The organism is Kitasatospora viridis (assembly GCF_007829815.1).
GTDB lineage: Bacteria > Actinomycetota > Actinomycetes > Streptomycetales > Streptomycetaceae > Kitasatospora > Kitasatospora viridis.
In genome coordinates this window covers 352,095-371,119 of record NZ_VIWT01000005.1, presented here as the reverse complement: position 1 = coordinate 371,119, position 19,025 = coordinate 352,095, and the positions used below count along the sequence as shown (strand labels likewise).

General features: G+C 75.1%; 11 protein-coding genes. 5 read left to right on the top strand and 6 right to left on the bottom strand.

Translation table 11 applies throughout. The features are described 5' to 3' along the window. The first annotated feature begins 71 nt into the window (after positions 1–71). The 4 genes from FHX73_RS38135 (at position 72) to FHX73_RS38120 (ending at position 6,671) form a co-directional block, all read left to right on the top strand. On the top strand, positions 72–1,292 hold the full coding sequence (locus FHX73_RS38135) for a cytochrome P450 family protein (protein WP_145910627.1): 1,221 nt from the start codon (positions 72–74) through the stop codon (positions 1,290–1,292). Then, on the top strand, positions 1,285–2,574 hold the full coding sequence (locus FHX73_RS38130) for an MFS transporter (RefSeq protein ID WP_211786461.1): 1,290 nt from the start codon (positions 1,285–1,287) through the stop codon (positions 2,572–2,574). The genes FHX73_RS38135 and FHX73_RS38130 overlap by 8 nt, the downstream gene beginning before the upstream one ends. A 134-nt stretch (positions 2,575–2,708) precedes the next feature. Then, complete coding sequence (locus tag FHX73_RS38125; RefSeq protein WP_145910626.1) at positions 2,709–4,001, top strand: ATP-binding protein; 1,293 nt, start codon at positions 2,709–2,711, stop codon at positions 3,999–4,001. A gap of 84 nt (positions 4,002–4,085) precedes the next feature. Further along, on the top strand, positions 4,086–6,671 hold the full coding sequence (locus tag FHX73_RS38120; protein ID WP_145910625.1) for a glutaminase domain-containing protein: 2,586 nt from the start codon (positions 4,086–4,088) through the stop codon (positions 6,669–6,671). Between the two features lie 40 nt (positions 6,672–6,711). On the opposite strand, the gene FHX73_RS38115 is transcribed toward FHX73_RS38120, so the two are convergent. The 6 genes from FHX73_RS38115 to FHX73_RS38090 all read right to left on the bottom strand — a co-directional run bounded on the left by FHX73_RS38115 (position 6,712) and on the right by FHX73_RS38090 (position 15,914). Beyond that, on the bottom strand, positions 6,712–8,496 hold the full coding sequence (locus tag FHX73_RS38115) for a vWA domain-containing protein (RefSeq protein WP_145910624.1): 1,785 nt from the start codon (positions 8,494–8,496) through the stop codon (positions 6,712–6,714). Next, a complete protein-coding gene (locus FHX73_RS38110) occupies positions 8,493–9,554 on the bottom strand; it encodes an ATP-binding protein (protein WP_145910623.1) in 1,062 nt (353 codons plus the stop codon). The genes FHX73_RS38115 and FHX73_RS38110 overlap by 4 nt, the downstream gene beginning before the upstream one ends. 87 nt (positions 9,555–9,641) lie before the next feature. Next, entirely contained in the window at positions 9,642–12,578 is a 2,937-nt protein-coding gene (locus FHX73_RS45215; protein WP_170305265.1) for a bpX6 domain-containing protein, read from the bottom strand. Continuing rightward, on the bottom strand, positions 12,575–14,281 hold the full coding sequence (locus FHX73_RS38100) for a hypothetical protein (protein ID WP_145910622.1): 1,707 nt from the start codon (positions 14,279–14,281) through the stop codon (positions 12,575–12,577). The genes FHX73_RS45215 and FHX73_RS38100 overlap by 4 nt, the downstream gene beginning before the upstream one ends. Next, positions 14,278–14,733: a bpX5 domain-containing protein gene (locus FHX73_RS38095; protein ID WP_145910621.1), complete on the bottom strand. Its 456-nt coding sequence runs from the start codon at positions 14,731–14,733 to the stop codon at positions 14,278–14,280. The genes FHX73_RS38100 and FHX73_RS38095 overlap by 4 nt, the downstream gene beginning before the upstream one ends. Beyond that, complete coding sequence (locus FHX73_RS38090) at positions 14,730–15,914, bottom strand: AAA family ATPase (RefSeq protein ID WP_145910620.1); 1,185 nt, start codon at positions 15,912–15,914, stop codon at positions 14,730–14,732. Before FHX73_RS38090 ends, FHX73_RS38095 begins: the two co-directional genes overlap by 4 nt. Before the next feature lie 97 nt (positions 15,915–16,011). Between FHX73_RS38090 and FHX73_RS38085 the strand changes: the two genes are divergently transcribed. Continuing rightward, positions 16,012–18,960, top strand: coding sequence for an AfsR/SARP family transcriptional regulator (locus tag FHX73_RS38085; protein ID WP_145910619.1), 2,949 nt, complete (start codon positions 16,012–16,014; stop codon positions 18,958–18,960). Positions 18,961–19,025: the final 65 nt, after the last annotated feature.

Genomic DNA, 19,025 nt, shown 5'->3' with positions numbered 1-19,025 from the left:
GTCCGACCGCCCGGCCACCGGACCCGTTCGGCCCGCTCGACCCGCTCGACCGTAGAGGAGAGGATTCCGCCATGACCACCGCGGTCGACGACGCCGACGCGCGCATGTCCGCCTTCATCCGCGACCCCTACCCGACGCTCGCCCGGATCCGCGAGGCGTCGCCGGTGTCGGTCGTGGAGTACGGCGCCGACCTGCCCGTCTGGATGGTGACCCGCTACCACGACGTCCGCAACGCGCTCGTCGACCCGCGCTTCGGCCAGGACGTGCGGCGCAGTCAGGCGATCGCGAACGAGCGCGGGGCCGGCCTGACCCTGGGCTCGGACGTCGTCCACATGCTCAACAGCGACCCGCCCGACCACACCCGGCTGCGCCGGCTGATCCAGGGGGTGTTCACCCGCAAGCGGGTGGAGGCGATGCGCCCGCTGGTCGAGCGGATCGCCGGCGGCCTGCTGGACGGCCTGCGCGGGCACCCGACGATCGACGTGGTGCGGGACTTCGCGTTCCCGCTGCCCATCATGATCATCTGTGAGCTGCTCGGCTTCCCGCCGGAGGACCTGCACTCCTACCGCACCTGGTCGACGGCGATCCTCACCCGCGGCAGCGGAATGTCCTTCGAGCAGGCGACCACCGAACTGAACGCCTACCTGCGGGAGTTGATGGCGCTTCGGCGGAGCTCGCCGCGCGAGGACATCCTGACCGACCTGGTGCGGGCCCGCGACGCCGGCGAGCTCACCGAGCAGGAGGTGTTCTCGATGGTCTTCCTGCTGCTGATCGGCGGCCACGAGACGACCGTCAACCTGCTCGGCACCGCCACCCTGGCCCTGCTCCACCACCCCGACCAGCAGGCCTGGTTGCGGGCCAATCCGGCGGCGATGGGCATGGCCGTCGACGAGTTCCTGCGCTACGAGTCGCCGGTGAGCATGGCGACCATGCGGTTCACCACCGAGGCGGTGGACGTCAGCGGGGTGGAGATCCCGGCGGGAGAGCTGGTGCTGGTCTCGCTGGGCGCGGCGAACCGCGACCCGTCCCGGTTCACCGATCCCGACCGGCTGGTGCTGGACCGCGACGACCCCGGCCACCTGGCGTTCGGACAGGGCCTGCACCGCTGCCTGGGCTCGTTCCTGGGCAAGTTGGAGGGCGAGGTCGCGCTCGGCGGGCTGCTGGAGCGGTTCGCCGGGATCGAGCTCGCGGCGGACGAGGCCACGCTGCCCTGGCGCAACACCTTCATGCTGCGCGGCCTGGAGTCGCTGCCGGTCGCGGTGACCGGCCCGACCGCGGTGCGCCGTGGCTAGCCCGCCCCGCACCGACGGTGCCACCGGGCAGGCCGGGCCCACGCCGCAACGGGTCGGCCCGCTGGGCCGGTTCCGGCCCCGGCTCAGCCTGCTGCCGCTGCGGGCCCGCGGCTTCCGCCTGCTGGTGATCGGCCAGGCGACCTCGGAGTTCGGCAACGCCTTCCAGGTGGTCACCCTCCCCCTGCTGGTCTACGCCTTCGGTGGCGGGGCCCGGCAGTTGAGCCTGGTGGTGGCCGCCTACGGGGCCGGCCGGCTGGTCGCCACCCCGCTCGGCGGGACCTGCGCCGACCGCTGGGGCGCCTGGCGCGTCATGATGGCCGCCGACCTCGGCCGGCTGCTCGTCACCGCGGCGCTCGCGGTGGTCGCCGCGCGCCACGTCGAGGACTTCTACCTGATCGGCGCGCTGGCCGGCCTGGTGGGGCTCGGCGCGGGCCTGTTCCTGCCGGCCGCCTGGGCCATCGCCCCGAGTCTGCTGCCCGCCGAGCAGCTGGGCGCCGGCAACGCCCTGAGCAGCACCGTCAACTTCGGTGCGGGGCTGGTCGGTCCGGCGGTGGCCGGGCTGGTGGTGGCCTGGCTGGCCCCGGCGGTGGCACTGACGGTCGACGCGGCCACCTTCGCCGTGTCGGTGCTGACCCTGCTGCTGATCGGCCGGGGCCCGTTCGCCGCCCCGGCGCCGGAGGTGGCCGGGCGGGCGGCCGTGCCGCGCAACTTCCTCGCGCTGCTGCGCGAGTCCCGGCTGCTGCGCAACGTGCTGACCGTCACCGTGGTCGCCAACCTCACCATGGGGGGCATGACCCGGGTGGCGCTCCCCACGCTGGCCACCCACGGGTTCGGGGCCGGGGCGATCGGGTTCGGCTCGCTGCTGGCCGCGTTCACCGGCGGCGCGCTGGTCGGCGGGCTGGTGGTCGGCGGGCTCACCGGCCTGCCCTCGCGCGGCCGCACCGCGATGACCTCGGGCCTGGTGATGGGGGTGGCCGTCGGACTCGTCCCGTTCACCGGCCTGTTCGGGGCGCTGGCGATGCTGGCGGTCGCGGGCGTCGCCAGCACCGTCACCAACGTGCTGGTGGTGACCGGCGTGCAGCGCAACACCCCGCCCGCGCTGCTGGCCCGGGTGATGGCGGCGATCACCTTCTGCGGGCTGGGCATCTTCCCGCTCTCGGTGATCGCCGTCGGCGCGGCCGTCGCCGCGTTCGGCAGCCGCGGGGTCTTCGTCGCCACCGGGCTGTCGCTGCTCGCGGCCTTCAGTTACGCCCTGACCAGGAGCGAGATGCGCGGGCTGTGAGCGCGGCGCCCGCGGGGAGGCGCCACCGCCCGTCCGTACGGTTCGCACACGGCCCGTTGTCCGGGGTGGCGCGGGCCCGTGCCGCCCGGCGCACCTAGGGTCACCGGAACCCAAACCCAAGGAGAGGGGCATCGGTGAACTGGCTGATCCACGACTACCGCGAGGACGACCTGGCGGCGGTCGTCCACCTGATCGACAGCACGGCCGAACTCGGGCAGGAGTCGGTGTTCTCGCTGGCGGAGTGCATCGCGGCGCTGACGGCGCGTCAGCCCGCGGTCGTCGCGGTACACGGCTCGGTGCCGGTCGGGGCGGCGCTGGCCCAGGTGGGGGGCGACCGGGCGTGGGTGATGCGGATCGCCATCCACCCGGCCTGGCGGGGCCGGGGGCTGGCCAGCGCGCTGCTGCGCGAGCTGGAACGGCGGCTGGTGGAGGCTCGGGTGCGGCGGATCGCCTACGTGCTCCCGCAGGAGGAGCTGCTGGGCGACGGGCTGCACAACGCCGGGTACGTGCGGCGCCCGGCGGTCGCCTACTTCGAGAAGACCGAGCCGGGCTCGGGCGGGTCGGCCGACGTGCTGACCGAGCTCGGCGGGCGGCTGCTGCCGGCCGGCCTGTGGGAGGCGGTGGCGGGGATGGCCGCGGAGAAGACGCTGATCGAGCGCCGCGTCGTGCTGCCGCTGGCCGAGCCCGAGCGGGCGGCCCGGCACGGCGTCCGGCCGCCGCGCGCGATCACCCTGTTCGGCCCGCCCGGCACCGGCAAGACCACCTTCGCCAGGGCCGTGGCCTCCCGGCTGGGCTGGCCGTTCGTCGAGCTGCTCCCCTCCCGGCTCGCGGACGAGGGCAGTCTGGCGGCCGGGCTGCGGGAGGCCTTCGCGCGGATCGCCGAGCTGGACCGGGTGCTGGTCTTCATCGACGAGGTCGAGGAGATCGCGCCGGTGCGGACCGGCTCCTCGGCGATGCACGGGGTCACCAACGAACTGCTCAAGCTGATCCCCGGGTTCCGGGAGCGCGACGAGCGGCTGCTGGTCTGCGCCACCAACTCGGTGCGGTCCCTGGACCCGGCGTTCCTGCGCCCCGGCCGGTTCGACTACGTGATCCCGATCGGCACGCCGGATCGGGCCGCCCGCGCGGCCATCTGGTCCCGCTACACCGGCCAGGGCGGCGAGGTGGACGTGGCGGCGCTGGTCGACGCAAGCGAGCTGTTCACCCCGGCCGACATCGAGCACGCGGCCCGGACCGCGGCGCAGGCGGCGTTCGAGCGCGACCTGGCCGCCGACGAGGGCGGACCGGTCGCCGACCAGAGCGACCCGTGCCCGGCGGGCGCGAGCACCGGCGACTACCTGGCCGCGCTCGCCCAGTGCCGACGGACCGTCACCGGCGAGATGGTCGAGGAGTTCACCGTCGACATCTCCTCCCACGCCCGGGTGTGAAATATCACGGGTGAGAAACGGCGCATCCCCAGGTACTCTCCAATTGCCACACGCCGCCATCACAATCGAGGGGAGCCCGACGGGATGTCAGGCGCCAAGGTCACCACCCCCGTTCCGCAGCTCAGCCGCCGCAGCCTGCTGCTCGCCGCCGCCACGACCGCGCTGGCCGGCAACGCGCTGGCCGGCGGGCTCGCCGCCACCCGCGCCGACGCCGCCACGCCCGGCGCCACGCCCGCCTTCACGCCGCTGCGCCCGCCGGCCGTCCCGCTCGCCGTCCGCTCGCCCTACCTCAGCACCTGGCAGGCGGGCGACAACCTGGCCGGCACCTGGTCCACCTTCTGGAACGGCCACGTCACCGCCTTCTGCGGGATCGCCAGGATCGACGGCACCGGCTACCTGTTCGCCGGCAACCCGCAGCAGTCGCTGATCAGCACCAGCATGACCCAGGTCTCGCTGCAACTGACCGCCACCCGCTCGATCTACACCTTCACGGCCGGCGGCGTCACACTGACCGTGACCTTCTTCTCCCCCGTCGACCTGAACAACCTGCAGCGCCAGAGCGTCCCGTTCAGCTACGTGTCGATGCAGGCGGTGGCCAACGACGGCGGGAGCCACTCGGTCCAGCTCCACCTGGACATCTCCGGCGAGTGGGCACACGGCGACATCACCCAGGCGGTGAACTGGGCACAGCAGCAGACCGCCAACGGGAACGTGGCGCTGACCTTCACGCCCACCAACCCGAGCGTGCTGGCGCAGAGCGGCGACCAGGCCTCCTGGGGCTCCGTGGTCCTCACCACCGCGGCCGCCCCGGGCGTCAGTTGGCAGATCGGCACGGACCTCACCGTGCGCAGCACCGCGATCTCCAGCGGCACGCTGCCCGGCACGGTGGACGCCAACCAGCCCCGGGCGATCGACAACTCCTGGCCGGTGCTCGGCTTCTGCCGCGACCTCGGGCCGGTGGGTGCCACCCCGTCCGCCGAGTTCGTGGTGGCGGTCGGCCACGTCCGCACCCCCGCGCTGAGCTACCTGGGCGGCAACCTGAACGCGTGGTGGTCGACGTACTGGCCCGGAACCAGCGGGTGGACGGACATGGTCGACTGGTTCCTGGCCGACTACGGCGCTGCGCTGTCCGCCGCGACGGCGCTGGACACCCGGATCCAGAACGACGCCACCGCGGCCGTCGGCGGCGGCTCGGTGGGCGCGAACTACGCGGCGCTGTGCGCGCTGGCGCTGCGTCAGGCGGTGGCCGGCACCGAGCTGGCCGCCCACGGCGGCTCGCCCTGGGCGTTCCTCAAGGAGATATCCTCCGACGGCAACGTCTCGACCGTCGACGTCATCTACCCGGCGCTGCCGCTCTTCCTCTACTTCTCCCCGAGCTACCTCCAGTTGCTGCTGGCCCCGATCCTCGCCTACTGCGAGCAGGGCGGCTGGCCCGAGCCCTTCGCGGTGCACGACCTGGGCTCCAACTACCCCGTTGCGGACGGCCACAACAACGGCAAGGAGGAGGACATGCCGGTCGAGGAGTCCGCCAACATGCTGATCATGTGCGCGGCGCTGCTCCAGCAGTTGGCCGCCACCGACGCGGCCGCCTTCGCCCAGGCGCACTACACCATCCTCAAGCAGTGGGCCGACTACCTGGTCGGCAACGCGCTGGACCCCGGCAGCCAGCTCTCCACCGACGACTTCGCGAGCCTGATCGTGCACAACGCCAACCTGGCGCTCAAGGGCATCATCGGGATCGGCGCGATGGGCATCGTCGCCGGCTTCGCCGGGAACACCGCCGACCAGGCGAAGTACGCGGCCACCGCGCGCGGTTACATCAGCCAGTGGCTGACGAACGCCCAGGACCCGAACGCCGCCCACCTGGACCTGGCCTACGGCTCGGCGAACACCTGGGGCCTGAAGTACAACGGCTTCGCCGACCAGTTGCTCGGCCTGGACCTGGTCCCGGCCGGCGTCGCCTCCCAGGAGGCCGCCTGGTACCAGGCGAACGCCGGCGGCTACGGGGTGATGCTGGACGGCAAGGGCTACACCAAGGCCGACTGGGAGCTGTGGACCGCCGCCTGGCTGCGCGACCAGGGCGCGATCCGCGACACCCTGGTCAACGGCGTCTACGCCTTCGCCGACACCAGCCCGCAGCGCGCCCCGTTCGGCGACTGGTACGACGTCAGCAGCGGCGCCAACAGGACGTTCGAGGCCCGTCCGGTGGTCGGCGGGGTCTTCAGCCTGGTGGCCCCGCGCACCGCCTCCGCGGTCTCCTGGCACCGGATCCAGAACCAGCACTCCGGCAAGCTGCTGGCCGTCTCGCTCCAGTCGCTGCTGGACAACGCCAACGTCACCCAGTGGTCGGACAACGGCAGTCCGGACCACCTGTGGACCGTGGTCGACAACGGCGACGGCACCGTGAAGATCTACAACCGGGCCACCGGCAAGCTGCTCGCGGTCCAGGACCAGAGCCTGGCCGACGGCGCGCTGGTGCGCCAGTACTACGACAACGGCACCCCCGACCACCTCTGGCGGCTGGTCGACGCCGGCGGCGGCTGGTCGAAGATCGTCAACGTGCACAGCGGCAAGGTGATGGCCGTTCAGGACCAGAGCCTGACCGACGGCGCCCAGGTGACCCAGTGGACCGACAACGGCTCGCCGGACCACCTCTGGCGCCTGGTCTGAGCCTCACTCAGGCCGCGGCCAGACCATGCTCGGGCCGCGCTCAGGCCAGCCGGAAGACCGGGCCGCGGGGGGTGAACGGCAGCCCCGCGGCCCGGGGCACCAGGTAGGCGTGCTCGCGGCGCACGCGCAGCACGTCGCAGTCGCCGTCGGTGATCACCAGGATCGGCGCCGCCTTCGGGAAGTCCTCGGCCCGCTCCAGCAGGTCGATCCCGGGCTGGAGCACGGTGCCGCCGCGGCCGCGGACCCGGACCCGGCCCGCGATCTCCGCGGTCGGCAGGAAGCCGGCGTCGTACGCGGCCGCGTCGCAGAACACCACCCGGGCGGCGGCCACTTCACGGGCCGCCGCGTACGAGGCGATCGCGCCCAGCGCCTTGCCGAGGAGTGGGCGGCTCATCGAGCCGGAGGTGTCCAGGACCACCCCGAAGGTGCACCGGGCCACCTCCTCCGGCGGGTGGTACCGCCCCGCGCGCGGGATGTCGGGGGTGGCGTGCTGGCGCCGGGACGGGCGGGCGTAGCTGCGCACCGGCTGCGGTGACGGCACGAACTCGTCGAACCAGCGGGCCAGTTGCGCGTCCCAGGGCAGCGGCGGCTGGGACAGCGCGCGGATCTCCTCGACCAGTGCGGCGGGCAGCAGGCCGCGTTCGCGCTGGTGCAGCTCGAACCCCTGTTGCAGGCCGCGGCGGTAGAACTCGTCGAGGTCCACGTAGTCGCGCGCCGGACCGACCGGTTCGCCCAGCAGGTCGCCGCGGCCCTTCCCGGCCAAGGTGGCGAGGCGCCGCATCCGGCGCTGGTCGCGGACGATCCGGTCGTACACCTCCTCGGCCGACAGGCCCTTGAGCGCGGGGTCGTGCAGCAGGCCGTCGGGCATCTCCCCGACGCCCATCTCCAGCAGCCAGCCGTTGATCACGTAGTCGGCGGCGACGTTGAACAGGTACGGGTCGCGCGCCCCGCAGCGCTCGCCGTGGCGCAGCGCGGCGTGCAGCATCTCGTGCGCCAGGACGAAGCGCCACTCCTGGTCGCTGTGGCGGACCAGCGGGTTGAGGTAGATCTCCCCGGCCTCGGCGTTCACGGCGGCGATGGAGATGCCCTGGGCCCGGGCGAGTTCGGCGTCCGCGACGAGGGTGATGCCGGCGGCGATCCCGCCGAGCAGCGGGTAGGAGGAGATGAACCAGTTGAGCGCCCTGGTCCACGGCCGGGTGGGGGCGGGCGCGCCGGTCAGCTCGTCGCGGCGGCCGCCGGCCACGTCCATGGCGGCGGACATCGTGCGGGTGAGCGCGGCGGCGAAGGCGGTGGTCCAGTCCTCCGGCGCCTGCCAGTTGCGGCGCCAGGCGACCAACTGCTGGTCCGGACGGCCGGGGCCGGCCGTGCCGGGCACGGCGGGCAGACCGTCGCGCCGCCAGCGCGCGGCGAGTTCCTCCTCGTCGCCGGCCGGGATGTCAGGCGGCAGTTCGAAGGGCGCGCGGCCGAGCGCGAAGGCCGCCTGGAAGCGGTGCACCACCGCGCAGCGGGCGGCGAGTTCGTACGGATCGGGCGCCGGGCGCGGGCCGTTCGCCGCCGGGACGTGGCCGAACCCGAGGTGGAGCAGGCAGTGCGCCAGCACCCAGGCCCACTCGGCCGGTTCGGCCCGCCGCCACGGGTTGGCGTGGACCGTGCCGTTGGAGTCGACCACCGCCCAACCGCCGTGCTGGTGGGCGGCGCAGGCGCGGTCCTGGCAGATGTTCGCGGTGATCGAGGCCAGCGCGTGGTTGCCGTGCAGGATCCGCCTCCCCTCGGCGAAGGCCTCGGCGGCCGGGTCCCGGACGGCCTGCTGCTGCGGCCTGCTCACCGGCGGGCCTCCACCAGGCGGGGCATGTCCCGGGCGGCTTCGATCAGGAACCAGGAGGGCAGCACCGGGTTGCCGTCCGACCCGTCCGCGATCACCGTCTGGGCCACCTCGACCGAGATCTCGGCCAGCTGCACCAGCAGCGTCTTGGCCCGGTAGGCCGTCTGGCGCACCGAGTTGGAGGCGTGCTCCTTGCGCGCCGGGAGGTCCTTGACCAGCCGGCCGCGGAAGCTGTCGGCCAGGTAGTAGAGCAGGTCGCGGTCCTGAAGGCGGTGCGGCCAGCGGGCGTCGCCCTTGAGGATCGCGTCCAGTCCGTAGGAGTTGCGGACGATCTTGGCGTAGCCGCAGAACGCCACCGCGTGCTGCGGGGTGAGCAGGCCGTGGGCCAGCACCTTGAGGGTCTCCTCCGTCGGCGCACCGAAGGAGTGCAGTGCGTCGGAGAGCATGTGCCAGGCCCGCGGGGTGGAGAACGGCTCCTCGGTCTTCGGCGGCGCGCTCCACAGGTGGTCGGGCCGGTCGGTGAGGTGGTCCACGATCCACGGGTGGATCCCGTTGCCGGCCGCCCAGTTGAGCCAGTCCGCGGCGCTGGCCCGCAGGTGCACGTGGACCAGCCGGTTGACCAGCGCGGAGGCCATCGGCCGGGCCAGCGCGCCGTCGGTCGCCCGGTTGCCGGCGCCGATCACGATCGATCCCGGCGGCAGGGAGTAGGAGCCGATCCGGCGGTCCAGGATGAGCGAGTAGAACGCCTTCTGCACGTCGGGGGTGGCCGCGTTCAGCTCGTCCAGGAAGAGGCAGTACGGCTCGTCCCGCGCGATCGACTCCGGCGGGCAGAACCGGGAGCGGCCGTCCGGGGTGATCTGCGGCACCCCGATCAGGTCCTCGGGGGCCAGCTGGGTACCGATCAGGCTCACGCAGTCCAAACCGAGCGAGTCGGCGAACTCCCGCACCAGTGAGGACTTTCCGATCCCCGGAGCGCCCCAGAGGAACACCGGCCTGACGGTGGCCAGCCCGAGCAGCAGCTCGGGAACCTGGGACGGCGAAACGGTGACGGACCCCTGCACGGCACTCCTCTGATCGGCTGGTGCCGCCAGTCTGGACGCGGGGCCCGATGGTTGCATCCGAATATCGGCCCACCCCGGACCTGACGGTCAGTCAGCTGCCAGGCGCAGGTTGGCGAGAACCCGGGTGCCGCCCGCGCTGAGGGCGACGAGGCGGCCGTCGCGGTGCCAGAAGGTCGCCGTGCCGCCGTGGTGACGCAGGCCGAACCCGCCCGGGTTCGCGGCGGGGAACCGCAGCCGGGCCACCGTCGCGGAGCCCCGGCCGGTGCCGAGCGTCAAGGTGGTCGCGCCGTCGCGGGTCTTGGTCACCAGCGCGTACCGGTCGGCATCGGCCAGCAGCACGTGGGCTTGGCCGTCCGCGACGGCGGTCCGGATCCGGCTCTGCTGCTGCTCGCCACCGCGCAGCAGTTCCGTCCGGTCCGGGCTGAGGGTCAGCGTCGTGCCGTCGGCGAGCACCGCGTCGGGCGGCGGGGCGTCCGCCAGCGGCAGCCGCGAGCGCAGCTGCCAGCCCGGCAGGTCCCAGCGCCACCGCTCCAGCAGCGCCCCGGTGGCGACCACGGCGCTGCAGCTGCCGGCGGTGCGGGCGAGCGGGCCCACCGGCACGGAGCCGTCGCCGAGTTCACGCCAGACCACCGAGGGCTTGGGCGCCAGGGTGTCGAGCACGGCGATGCCGTTCTCGTCGACCGTGATGAGCAGCCGGCCGTCGAAGGAGGGCGGCAGGTCGCGGACCCGCAGGGTGGTCCACGGCCGGACCCGCCGGGTGGCCAGGTCCAGCCGGGCGATCTCGCTCGCCTGCCCGTGGCGCGCGACCAGCAGGACCGTGCCGCCGTGGTCGGCGACCACCAGGCGCTCCGCCGGGGTGTCCCAGCGAGCGCGGACACGGCCGTCGGGGGTGAGCAGCCGCACGCCCGCCTGGCCGCAGGCGACCAGCACCGAGCCGGACTCCAGGGCGACCGCGTCGCGCAGCGGCAGGCGGCCCGGCTCCGGGTCCGCACTGACCGTCAGCGGCCCGGCGGGCGCGGCCGGGCCGGGCTTCGGCGGACGCAGGTCGGCGGCGGCGAGCGGGTCGGCCCGCTTCAGCAGGGCGTAGAAGAGCGCGCGCCCGGTGCGGGCGTCGAGGTCCGGCTCGAAGCCCCGGTCCCGGACCAGGGCCCGGGCCGCCGCGGTCGCGACCTCGCGGTCCAGCGCCGGATCGCTGCCCGGCAGGCGGCCGAGCGCGGCCGCCAGCTGGGCCCGCTCGGCCCGGCCACCGGGCTCCCGGCCGTCGAGCAGGGCCAGGACCAGCGGCGCGCACGCCCGGCCCGCGCCGAGCGCGAGCAGGTGGGCGAGCGAGCGGGCCCGGGTCGGGCCGCCGAGCGCGACGCCGTCGCGCAGGTCGCCGGCGATCAGCGGCCGCAGGTGCTCGTCGGGCCAGGCGGCCTCGACGGCACCGGTCCGGTCACCGGCCGCCTGGCAGGAGCGCACCCAGGCCGTGCGCAGCTCGCGGGCGGTGTCCTGGTCGATCTCCGCCAGTCGCCGCACCGCGGCCGCGAAGGCGCCGTGCTGCTGGGCGATGCGCACGGCGCGGTCCCGGTCGCCGGCCCGCCACCACAGCCGGACCAGCCGCTCGGGGTCGAGCTCGCGGCCCTCGGCCAGCTCGGCGGCGGCGCGGTGGCGGCCGTGCCGCTCCAACAGGGCGACCGCCTCGGCCGGCGCGACGAGCAGGTCCGCCAGCAGGAAGGCCGCCTCCTCGATCCGGCCCTCCCGCTCCAGGGCCGTGGCCGCCTCGCGGTAGACCTCGGTGAGGTGCTGATGGACCGTCTGGTCGGACAGCGGCGAGGCCGGGCCGCCCGGGGTGCGGTGCGGATCGGCCCGGAGTTCGCCCGTGCGGCGCTGCGGCAGGGCGAGCGAGAGCCAGGACGTCTGCTCGGCGTCGGCGCCCGAGGCCGAGCCGAGGGCGATGGCGTTGCGCAGCGCGTCCTCCCAGCGGCGCTGGTGGAAGGCGCGCGACAGCTCCCGCAGGTAGCGGGCGTGGCGGCCGCGCACCACCTGGCCGGCCGGGCTGCGCAGGGCGAGCGCGGCGAGCAGGCCGGTCACCGGCGCCCACGCGGGGCGCCGGGGGCGGCCGGGGGTGCGGGACTTGCGGAAGAGGCGGAACTTGCCGGTGCTGCGGGCGGTGCCGGGGTTGGACGAGTTGCCGGTGGTGGGCCCCTTGACGGACCTGGACCTGGACCTGGACTTGAACTTGGACTTGAACTTGGACCTGGTTCCGGCTCCGACTCCTATGCCGGGGAATGCGAGGACGAGCCCCGCCACCAGCACGAACATCACGGCCGCGGTCACCACGGTGAGCACGGGGTTCAGCCGGGCGGACCGGCCGAGCGCGCCGGCGGCGATGGCGACCAGGAAGACGATGCGCCGCACCCGCAGCGTGCCCACCGGTGCGCCGAGCTGCGGCCCGCCCTTGCGCCGGCCCCTGGCAGCGGCGGGCCGCACCCCGGCCGCCGCCCGCAGGTCGGGCCGGGGGCGCTCCAGCACCGCGTCGAGGACCGGCTCCGGGTCCGGTGCGGCGTCCAGCGGCATGAGCTGACGGATCGTCAACTCGTCGAGGGCGAGCCAGTCGGCGGGCCGCAGGCGCGGCAGTGCGGCGAGGTCGTGGCGTTCGAGCACGCCCCGGTGACGGCGCACCAGGTGGCCGGCCTCGGCGCTCTCGTCCTGGGCGTCGAGCGTGCGCAGCGCGCCGCCCCGGGCGAGCAGGGGCAGGCCGGGGGCGCGGTCGGCGCGCACCTGGACGGGGTCGGCCAGTTCCAACAGCCAGGATCCGCAGGGGAGTTCGAGGAGCCTGGCGCCGTCCTGCCAGTGCCGCAGCACCCGCTGCGCGGCCTCGTCGGCGCCGATCGACGGGACGTCCAGCACGAAGCCGGCGGCCGTCACCTCGGCCCGGTGGAGCCCGGCCGCCGTACCGCTCGCGTTCACGTTCGCGGTCGCCTTCACGTTCGCGGTCGCATTCATGTTCGCGGTCGCGTTCACGTTCGCGTTCACGGTCATGTCGTGCTTCCGATCTGCAGGTGCACCTGGCCGGTGAGCGCGTCGCCGACCAGGATCCGGCCGGGGTGCGGCTCGGTGGCGACCAGCGGCATCGCGGGGTGGACGGCCGGTCGGCCGGCCCCGCCGGACAGCCGGCTGAGCGTGCGCGTGCCGTCGGGCCGGACGCTGCGCAGCACCAACCCCATGGCGGAGCAGGTGATCAGCGCGACGGTGTCGCCCTGCTGGACCAGGCCGACCACCTCGGCACCGGACGGGACGAGCACCTCGGCGTCCCCGCCGTGGCGCCGCCGGATCCGCCAGCGCTCGCCGTCCTCCGCCCAGGCGACGGCGTCCTGGGCGAAGACCAGCCCGGCCGCCCGTTCGACGGCCTCCGGGAACTCCCCGCCGTACAGACGGGGTTCGCGCGTCCAGTCGAACCCGGCCGGCCCGTCGGCGGCGACGCACGGGCCGGTGTCCGCCACCTCGCCGGTCGCGGCGATCGACCACCACCGGCCGGCCAGCGGCACCGAGAGCAGGCCGTTCTCGTAGGTCAGCGGGAGCACCGGCCGCCGGAGCAGCGCGTCCAGCCGCGCGCGGTCCAGGCCGAACCGCGCCAGCGGGACCGGTTCCCAGGACGCCGGGGAGAGCGGTCGGCCGATGACGTGCGCCAGCAGCCCGTCAGGCCTGGCCAGCAGGACGATCAGGCGGCGCCCGATCCGGGCGGCCGCGACGACCGGCCAGCCGAAGCCGTGGGTGCGCGGCCGTCCCGGCCGCAGCGCGCTGCCGGAGCTGAAGGCGGTCACCACCAGGTGGGCGGTGGTCGCACCACGGGCCACCAGGGCCGGCGCGAAGCTGTTGAAGACGGGCAGCCGCGCCGCGTCCACCGAGGCCGCCCGCTGCTGCGGGGCCCGCCGGAACTCGGCGCCGCGCAGCGCCCGGACGGCGATCTCCGGTGCCGGGAGCGGGAGTTCGACCGTCGCGGCGTCGAGCTTCACCCGCACCCGGGTCACCCCGGCCGCGCTCCAGCCACCGGGTTCGGCGGTGAGCGTGCGGCGGTGCCCGGGCAACTCGGCGGCAAGGCCGGGGGTGGTGAGCAGCCAGGCCTCGTCGGGTGCGTCCAGCGCCGCCCGGGCGTCGGTGACCGAGGTGGCGTCCGGTTCGGTGTCCCGGCGGGCGTCCAGCCAGTGCCGGAACAGCGCGGCCGGCTCCCCGGTCAGCCAACTCCCCGGCGGATCACCGAGGATGCTGACCACCAGCTCCGACCCCCGGACGGCGGCCCGGCGTTGCAGCACCACCAGGGCGGCGAGCTGCACCAGGCGGACCGCACCCGCCGCCCCCGGGCCGGTGTCGACCAGCACGGCGAGCCGGCCGCGCCGGCTGGTCCGGCGGAACTCCGGTGCGGTGTGGAGCAGTTCGCCGCTGAGGTGGCGGCGCAGGAACTCCTCGGGCAGCTCGTCGGCGAGCAGCCACTCGGAGGGCAGCAGCTGGTCCGGTCGGCCGGTCCGGCTCAGGCCGCCGTAGCCGTCCGGCTCGCCCTGCTCGGCGGTGCGCGGTTCGCGCTCGGCGACGAGGCGGTCGATCCGGCGCACCATCGGGCCGATGGCCAGGGCCAGGGCCGGGGTCAGCGCGGACAGCCCGCCGGCCCAGGGGGCGAGGCCGGCCGGCAGCAGCCTCGGCGACGCGGCCGTGGCGGGCGGGCCGGCCGTGGTGGCCTGGGTGGTCATGCGCTCGCGTCCTCGTCGAGACCGGTCACCCGGTCGAGCGCGGCCGGGTCGGCCGGGCGGGTCGGCAGCTCGGCGACCAGCGCGGTGCCGGGCAGCAGGACGACCAGGTGGGGAACGTCCGATGACGGTGCGTCAGCTGACGCCGCGTCGGGCATGAGGGCCTCCCGCCAGAGCGCGGCCGCCGGCCAGGGGCGGGCCGTGGTCGGGACCAGCACGCCGCCGTCCCAGCCGAGGTACCGCACGCCCTCGGCCCACGGCAGGTCGTCGGGCTCGCCGAGGACCACCAGGGTCCGCCGGTCGGCCACGGCACGCAGCCGGGCTCCCGAGGTGAGCCGTTCCCGGGTGGCGCCGGCCAGCGCGCGGGCCGCCGGACCGCACCCGGCCACGCCGGCCACCGCGAGCGGCGGCTCCCGGCGCTCCCAGCGCAGTCCGGTGCGGGCCGCCCCGGTCACGAACGGACCGCGGTCACGAGTCGGGCCCGTATGCCGGCCAGCCGCTCGGGCAGGTCGGCGGGATCGAAGGAGGCGTCCACCTCGCGCAGGGTGGCCTCCAGGCGCAGGCGCAGGTCACGGGCATCGTGATCGTCACCGCCGTCACCGCCGTCACTGCTCTCGCGGCCGGTCGCCGTCGCGAACTCGGCCAGCAGCGCGTCGCCGACGCGGGCGAGGCGCTCGCCGCGGGCCCGGGCGCCCCGGGACAGTTCCTCCGCGGCGTACACCAGGCTGCGGTTGGCGGCCTCGCCCACCAGGTCGGCCAGGGTCTCCCGGGCCAGCGCCTGGGCGTCGGCGGCCGGCGCGATCAACGGCAGCACCCACAGGTCGCCGGCGGTCGCCGTGGTCCGCCCGTCGAGCGCGGCGGCCGCGGCGATCAGGCGCTGCGCCCGCACGACGCGGCGGTCGCTGAGCGGCACGCCCGCGCCGCGCAGCCGCCGGACGGCGGTGGCGACCACGGGTGTCACCCGGTCCAGCTCGCAGCGGCGGGCGGCGGCCGCGAGGCGGTCGAGTTCGCCGAGCAGGCCGGGCCCGGCCGGCGGCTCGGGCGCGGGCCGGCGGCCGGCCTCAAGCAGCTCCTCCAGCCGGTCGTCGGGGACGGGCTCGACGAACAGCCGGGCCAGGAAGCGGTCGGCGAACGCCTCCAGCGCGGGGTCCTCGGGCAGGCCGTTGGCCGCGCCCACGCACACCCGCAGCGGGCTCGCGAGGACGGTCCGGCCGCGCCGGAAGACCCGCTCGTTCAGCAGGCCGAGCAGGGTGTTGAGGATGGCGGTGGAGCCGAGGAACACCTCGTCGAGGAAGGCGACCTCGGCCTCCGGCAGCATCCCCTCGGTCTCGAACTCGACCCGTCCCTCGCGCAGTCGGCGCAGGTCGACGGGGCCGAACAGCTCGTTGGGCTCGGTGAAGCGGCCGAGCAGGTACTCGAAGTACCGCCCGCCGAGCTGCGCGGCGACCCGCCGCACCACCTCGGACTTGGCGGTCCCGGGCGCGCCGACCACCAACAGGTGCTCCCCCGCGACGGCGCACAGGGCGACCACCTCGGCGAGCACCTCGCGGTCCACCATCCCGGCCCCGGCGACGGCCACCGCCTCGCCGACCCGCTTCGCATCGGCCGCCAGGGCCGCGTCCCACTGCTCAGTCACAGGAACAGGAGTCTAAGCGCGCAGGTCACGGCCGGTTCGACCGGGTACCCGGCGACTGTAGGATCACCGCAACAATCCGTGTCCTGGAGCTGGAACGATGAGCGAGCGTCCTGACCCCGTGCGATTCAACCTGCTGGGGCCGGTGAACGTCACCCTCCCGGACGGCAAGGTCGTGCTGCCCCCCGACGGTCCGCGCGCCGCACTGGTGATGCTGCTGGTGAACGCGAACCGGGTCGTGTCGGTGGAGCAACTGGCGTCGGCGGTGTGGGGCGCAACCCGGCCGTCCACCGCCACCGCGAGCCTGCGCAACCACGTGCTCCGGCTGCGCCGGATGCTCGGCGACGAGTCGGGGCTGCGGCTGCGCACCGTGGCGCCGGGCTACCTGCTGACGACGGCTCCGGGCGAGCTGGACACCGACGAGTTCGTCGAGGGCTGCCGGCTCGGCGCGGACCAGTTGCGCGCGGGTGAGCTCGCGACCGCGAGCCGGACCCTGGCCGGCGCGCTGGAGCTGTGGCGCGGCGAGCCGTTCGCCGACCTGCCGCCCGACGCGGACGGCGCCGCACGGGTCCAGGAGCTCGACGAGACCCGCATGACGGCCTGGCAGCACCGGATCGAGGCCGACCTCGGGCTCGGGCGGCACGGGGAACTGGTGGCCGAACTGCGCGGCCTCACCCGGGCCCACCCGCTGCGGGAGGCGCTGCACGGACAGCTGATGCTGGCGCTGTACGGCGCCGGTCGCCAGGCCGAAGCCCTCGCGGTGCACCAGGACCTGCGCAAGCGTCTGGTCGCCGAGCTCGGGGTCGAGCCCTCCGCGCAGGTCACCGAGCTCCAGCTGCGGATCCTCGCGGCCGACCCGACGCTGCTCGAACCTGCGAAGCCCGCGGCGCGGCGCGGCACCCCAGCCCCGGCTCCAGCACCAACTCCGGCCCCGCCCGGCTACACCCCCCGCAACAGCCTCCCCCGGGACGTCGCCGACTTCACCGGCCGGGTCCCGGAGACCGACCGCCTGCTGGCGGCCGCGGCCGCCCCGGCGACCAGCGCCGTCGTCATCTCCGCGATCGACGGGATGGCCGGGGTCGGCAAGACCACGCTGGCCGTCCACGTCGCCCACACCCTGGCCGACCGGTACGCCGACGGCCAGGTCTTCATCGACCTGCACGGCTTCACCCCCGGCCAGACCCCGCTCGACCCCGGCACCGCGCTGGCCCGGCTGCTGCGCGCCGTCGGGGTGGCCGAGGAGGCCCTGCCGGCCGACGCCGAGGAGCGTGCGGCGCTGTGGCGCAGCACCGCCGCCGAACGCCGCCTGCTGGTGGTGCTGGACAACGCCGTCGACGCCGCCCAGGTCCGCCCCCTGATCCCCGGCTCCCCCGGCAGCCTGGTCCTGGTCACCTCGCGGCGCCGGATGCCCGCGCTCGCCGGGGCCGGGGCGCTCTCCCTGGACGTCCTCGAACCGGCCACGGCCGTCGCCCTGTTCGGCCAGATCTGCGGCCCGGACCGGATCGCCGGCCAGCACGAGGACGTCGCCGAGATCGTCCGGCTCTGCGGCTACCTGCCCCTGGCGATCCGGATCGCCGCCGCCCGCCTGGCGCACCGCAGCACCTGGACCCCGTCCCACCTGCTGGCCCGGCTGCGGGACCGGATCAGCCTGCCCACCGAGCTCCGGTCCGAGGACCAGAGCGTCGCCGCCGCGTTCGCCGTCTCCTACGACGCGCTGACCCCCGATCAGCAGCGGCTCTTCCGCCTGGCCGGCCTTCACCCGGGCGACGCCTTCTCCGCGTACGCCCTGGCGGCCCTGGCCGACCTGCCGCTGGCCGACGCCGAGGACCTGGTCGACGAGCTGCACGACCACCACCTGGTCATCGAGCGCTCCCCCGGCCGCTACACCTTCCACGACCTGCTGCGCCAGCACGCCCGCGGCCTGGCCGACGCGGCGGAGCCGGAGGCCGACCGGCAGGCCGCGCTGGACCGGCTCCTCGCCTACTACGCCCACACTGCGGCGGCAGCGGCGGACATCCTCTACCCGCACGAGGCGAACCGGCGTCCGCATCCGCCGAAGCCCGGCACGCCCACCGACCCGCTGGGCGGCACGGAGAGCGCCCGGGACTGGCTCGACACCGAGCTGACCAACCTGATCGCCGCCGGCACCCACCCCGTCGCGGCCGTCACGCGGCACAGCAGCGACCTGTCCGGCGTCCTCGCCCGCTACCTGGACCACTACGGCCACTACAGCGCCTCGCTGACCCTGCACACCGCCGCCGCCGCGGCCACCACGGCCACCGGCGATCTGGCCGGGCACGCCACCGCCCAGACCAACCTGGCGGGCTCGTACTGGCTGCTGGGCCGCTACCCCGACGCCGTCGACTGCTTCCAGGCCGCGCTGCTCGTCTTCCGCGACCTCGGGGACCAGGCCGGGGAGCGCCGGGTGCTGACCAACCTCGGCGCGACCTACTCCCAGCTGAGCCGCCATCAGGAGGCGATCGACCACTTCACCTGGGCGATGGCCGCCTACGAGGCGGCGGGCGACCGCGCCGGCCAGGTGATCGTGCTGAACAACCTCGGCTCCACCTGCGAGCAGCTGAAGGATTTCGAGCAGGCGGCGCAGTACCACCGGCAGGCCCTCGCGCTCGCCCGGGAGGTCGGCGACCACATCACCGAAGGACGGGCGCTGGCCAACATCGGCATGACGCTGCACCAGCTCGGCCGGCCCGCCGAGGCCGCGGAGATGCTGCACCAGGCCCTGGCGATGGCCACCGACGCCGGCGACCGGACCCGCCAGCAGCTCGCGCTCAACGGACTCGGCGACGTCGAACGCGCGACGGACCCGGCCCGGGCACTCGCCCGCCACCAGCAGGCCCGCGAGATCTGCGCCGCGATCGGCGACCGGTTCTCCCTGGCGGGCTGCCACCTGCGGATCGGCGACGACCACCGGGCGCTGGGCGATCCCGCCACGGCCCGGGAGCACTGGGAGCAGAGCGCCGCGCTCTACACCGAGCTGAACGCGAGCTCCCAGCTCGCGACGGTCCGCGGGCGGCTCGACGGGGCCTGATCGTGCGCCCGCCGAGCCCGGCCCCGAGCCGGCCCGCATGGTGTGGCCCGAGCGGGGAAGGGTGC

Excerpts from the sequence above, each read along its gene's own strand:
- FHX73_RS38100 (WP_145910622.1), bottom strand. The coding sequence starts at position 14,281 with ATGACCACCCAGGCCACCACGGCCGGCCCGCCCGCCACGGCCGCGTCG.
- FHX73_RS38135 (WP_145910627.1), top strand. The coding sequence starts at position 72 with ATGACCACCGCGGTCGACGACGCCGACGCGCGCATGTCCGCCTTCATC.
- FHX73_RS38085 (WP_145910619.1), top strand. The coding sequence starts at position 16,012 with ATGAGCGAGCGTCCTGACCCCGTGCGATTCAACCTGCTGGGGCCGGTG.
- FHX73_RS45215 (WP_170305265.1), bottom strand. The coding sequence starts at position 12,578 with ATGACCGTGAACGCGAACGTGAACGCGACCGCGAACATGAATGCGACC.
- FHX73_RS38120 (WP_145910625.1), top strand. The coding sequence starts at position 4,086 with ATGTCAGGCGCCAAGGTCACCACCCCCGTTCCGCAGCTCAGCCGCCGC.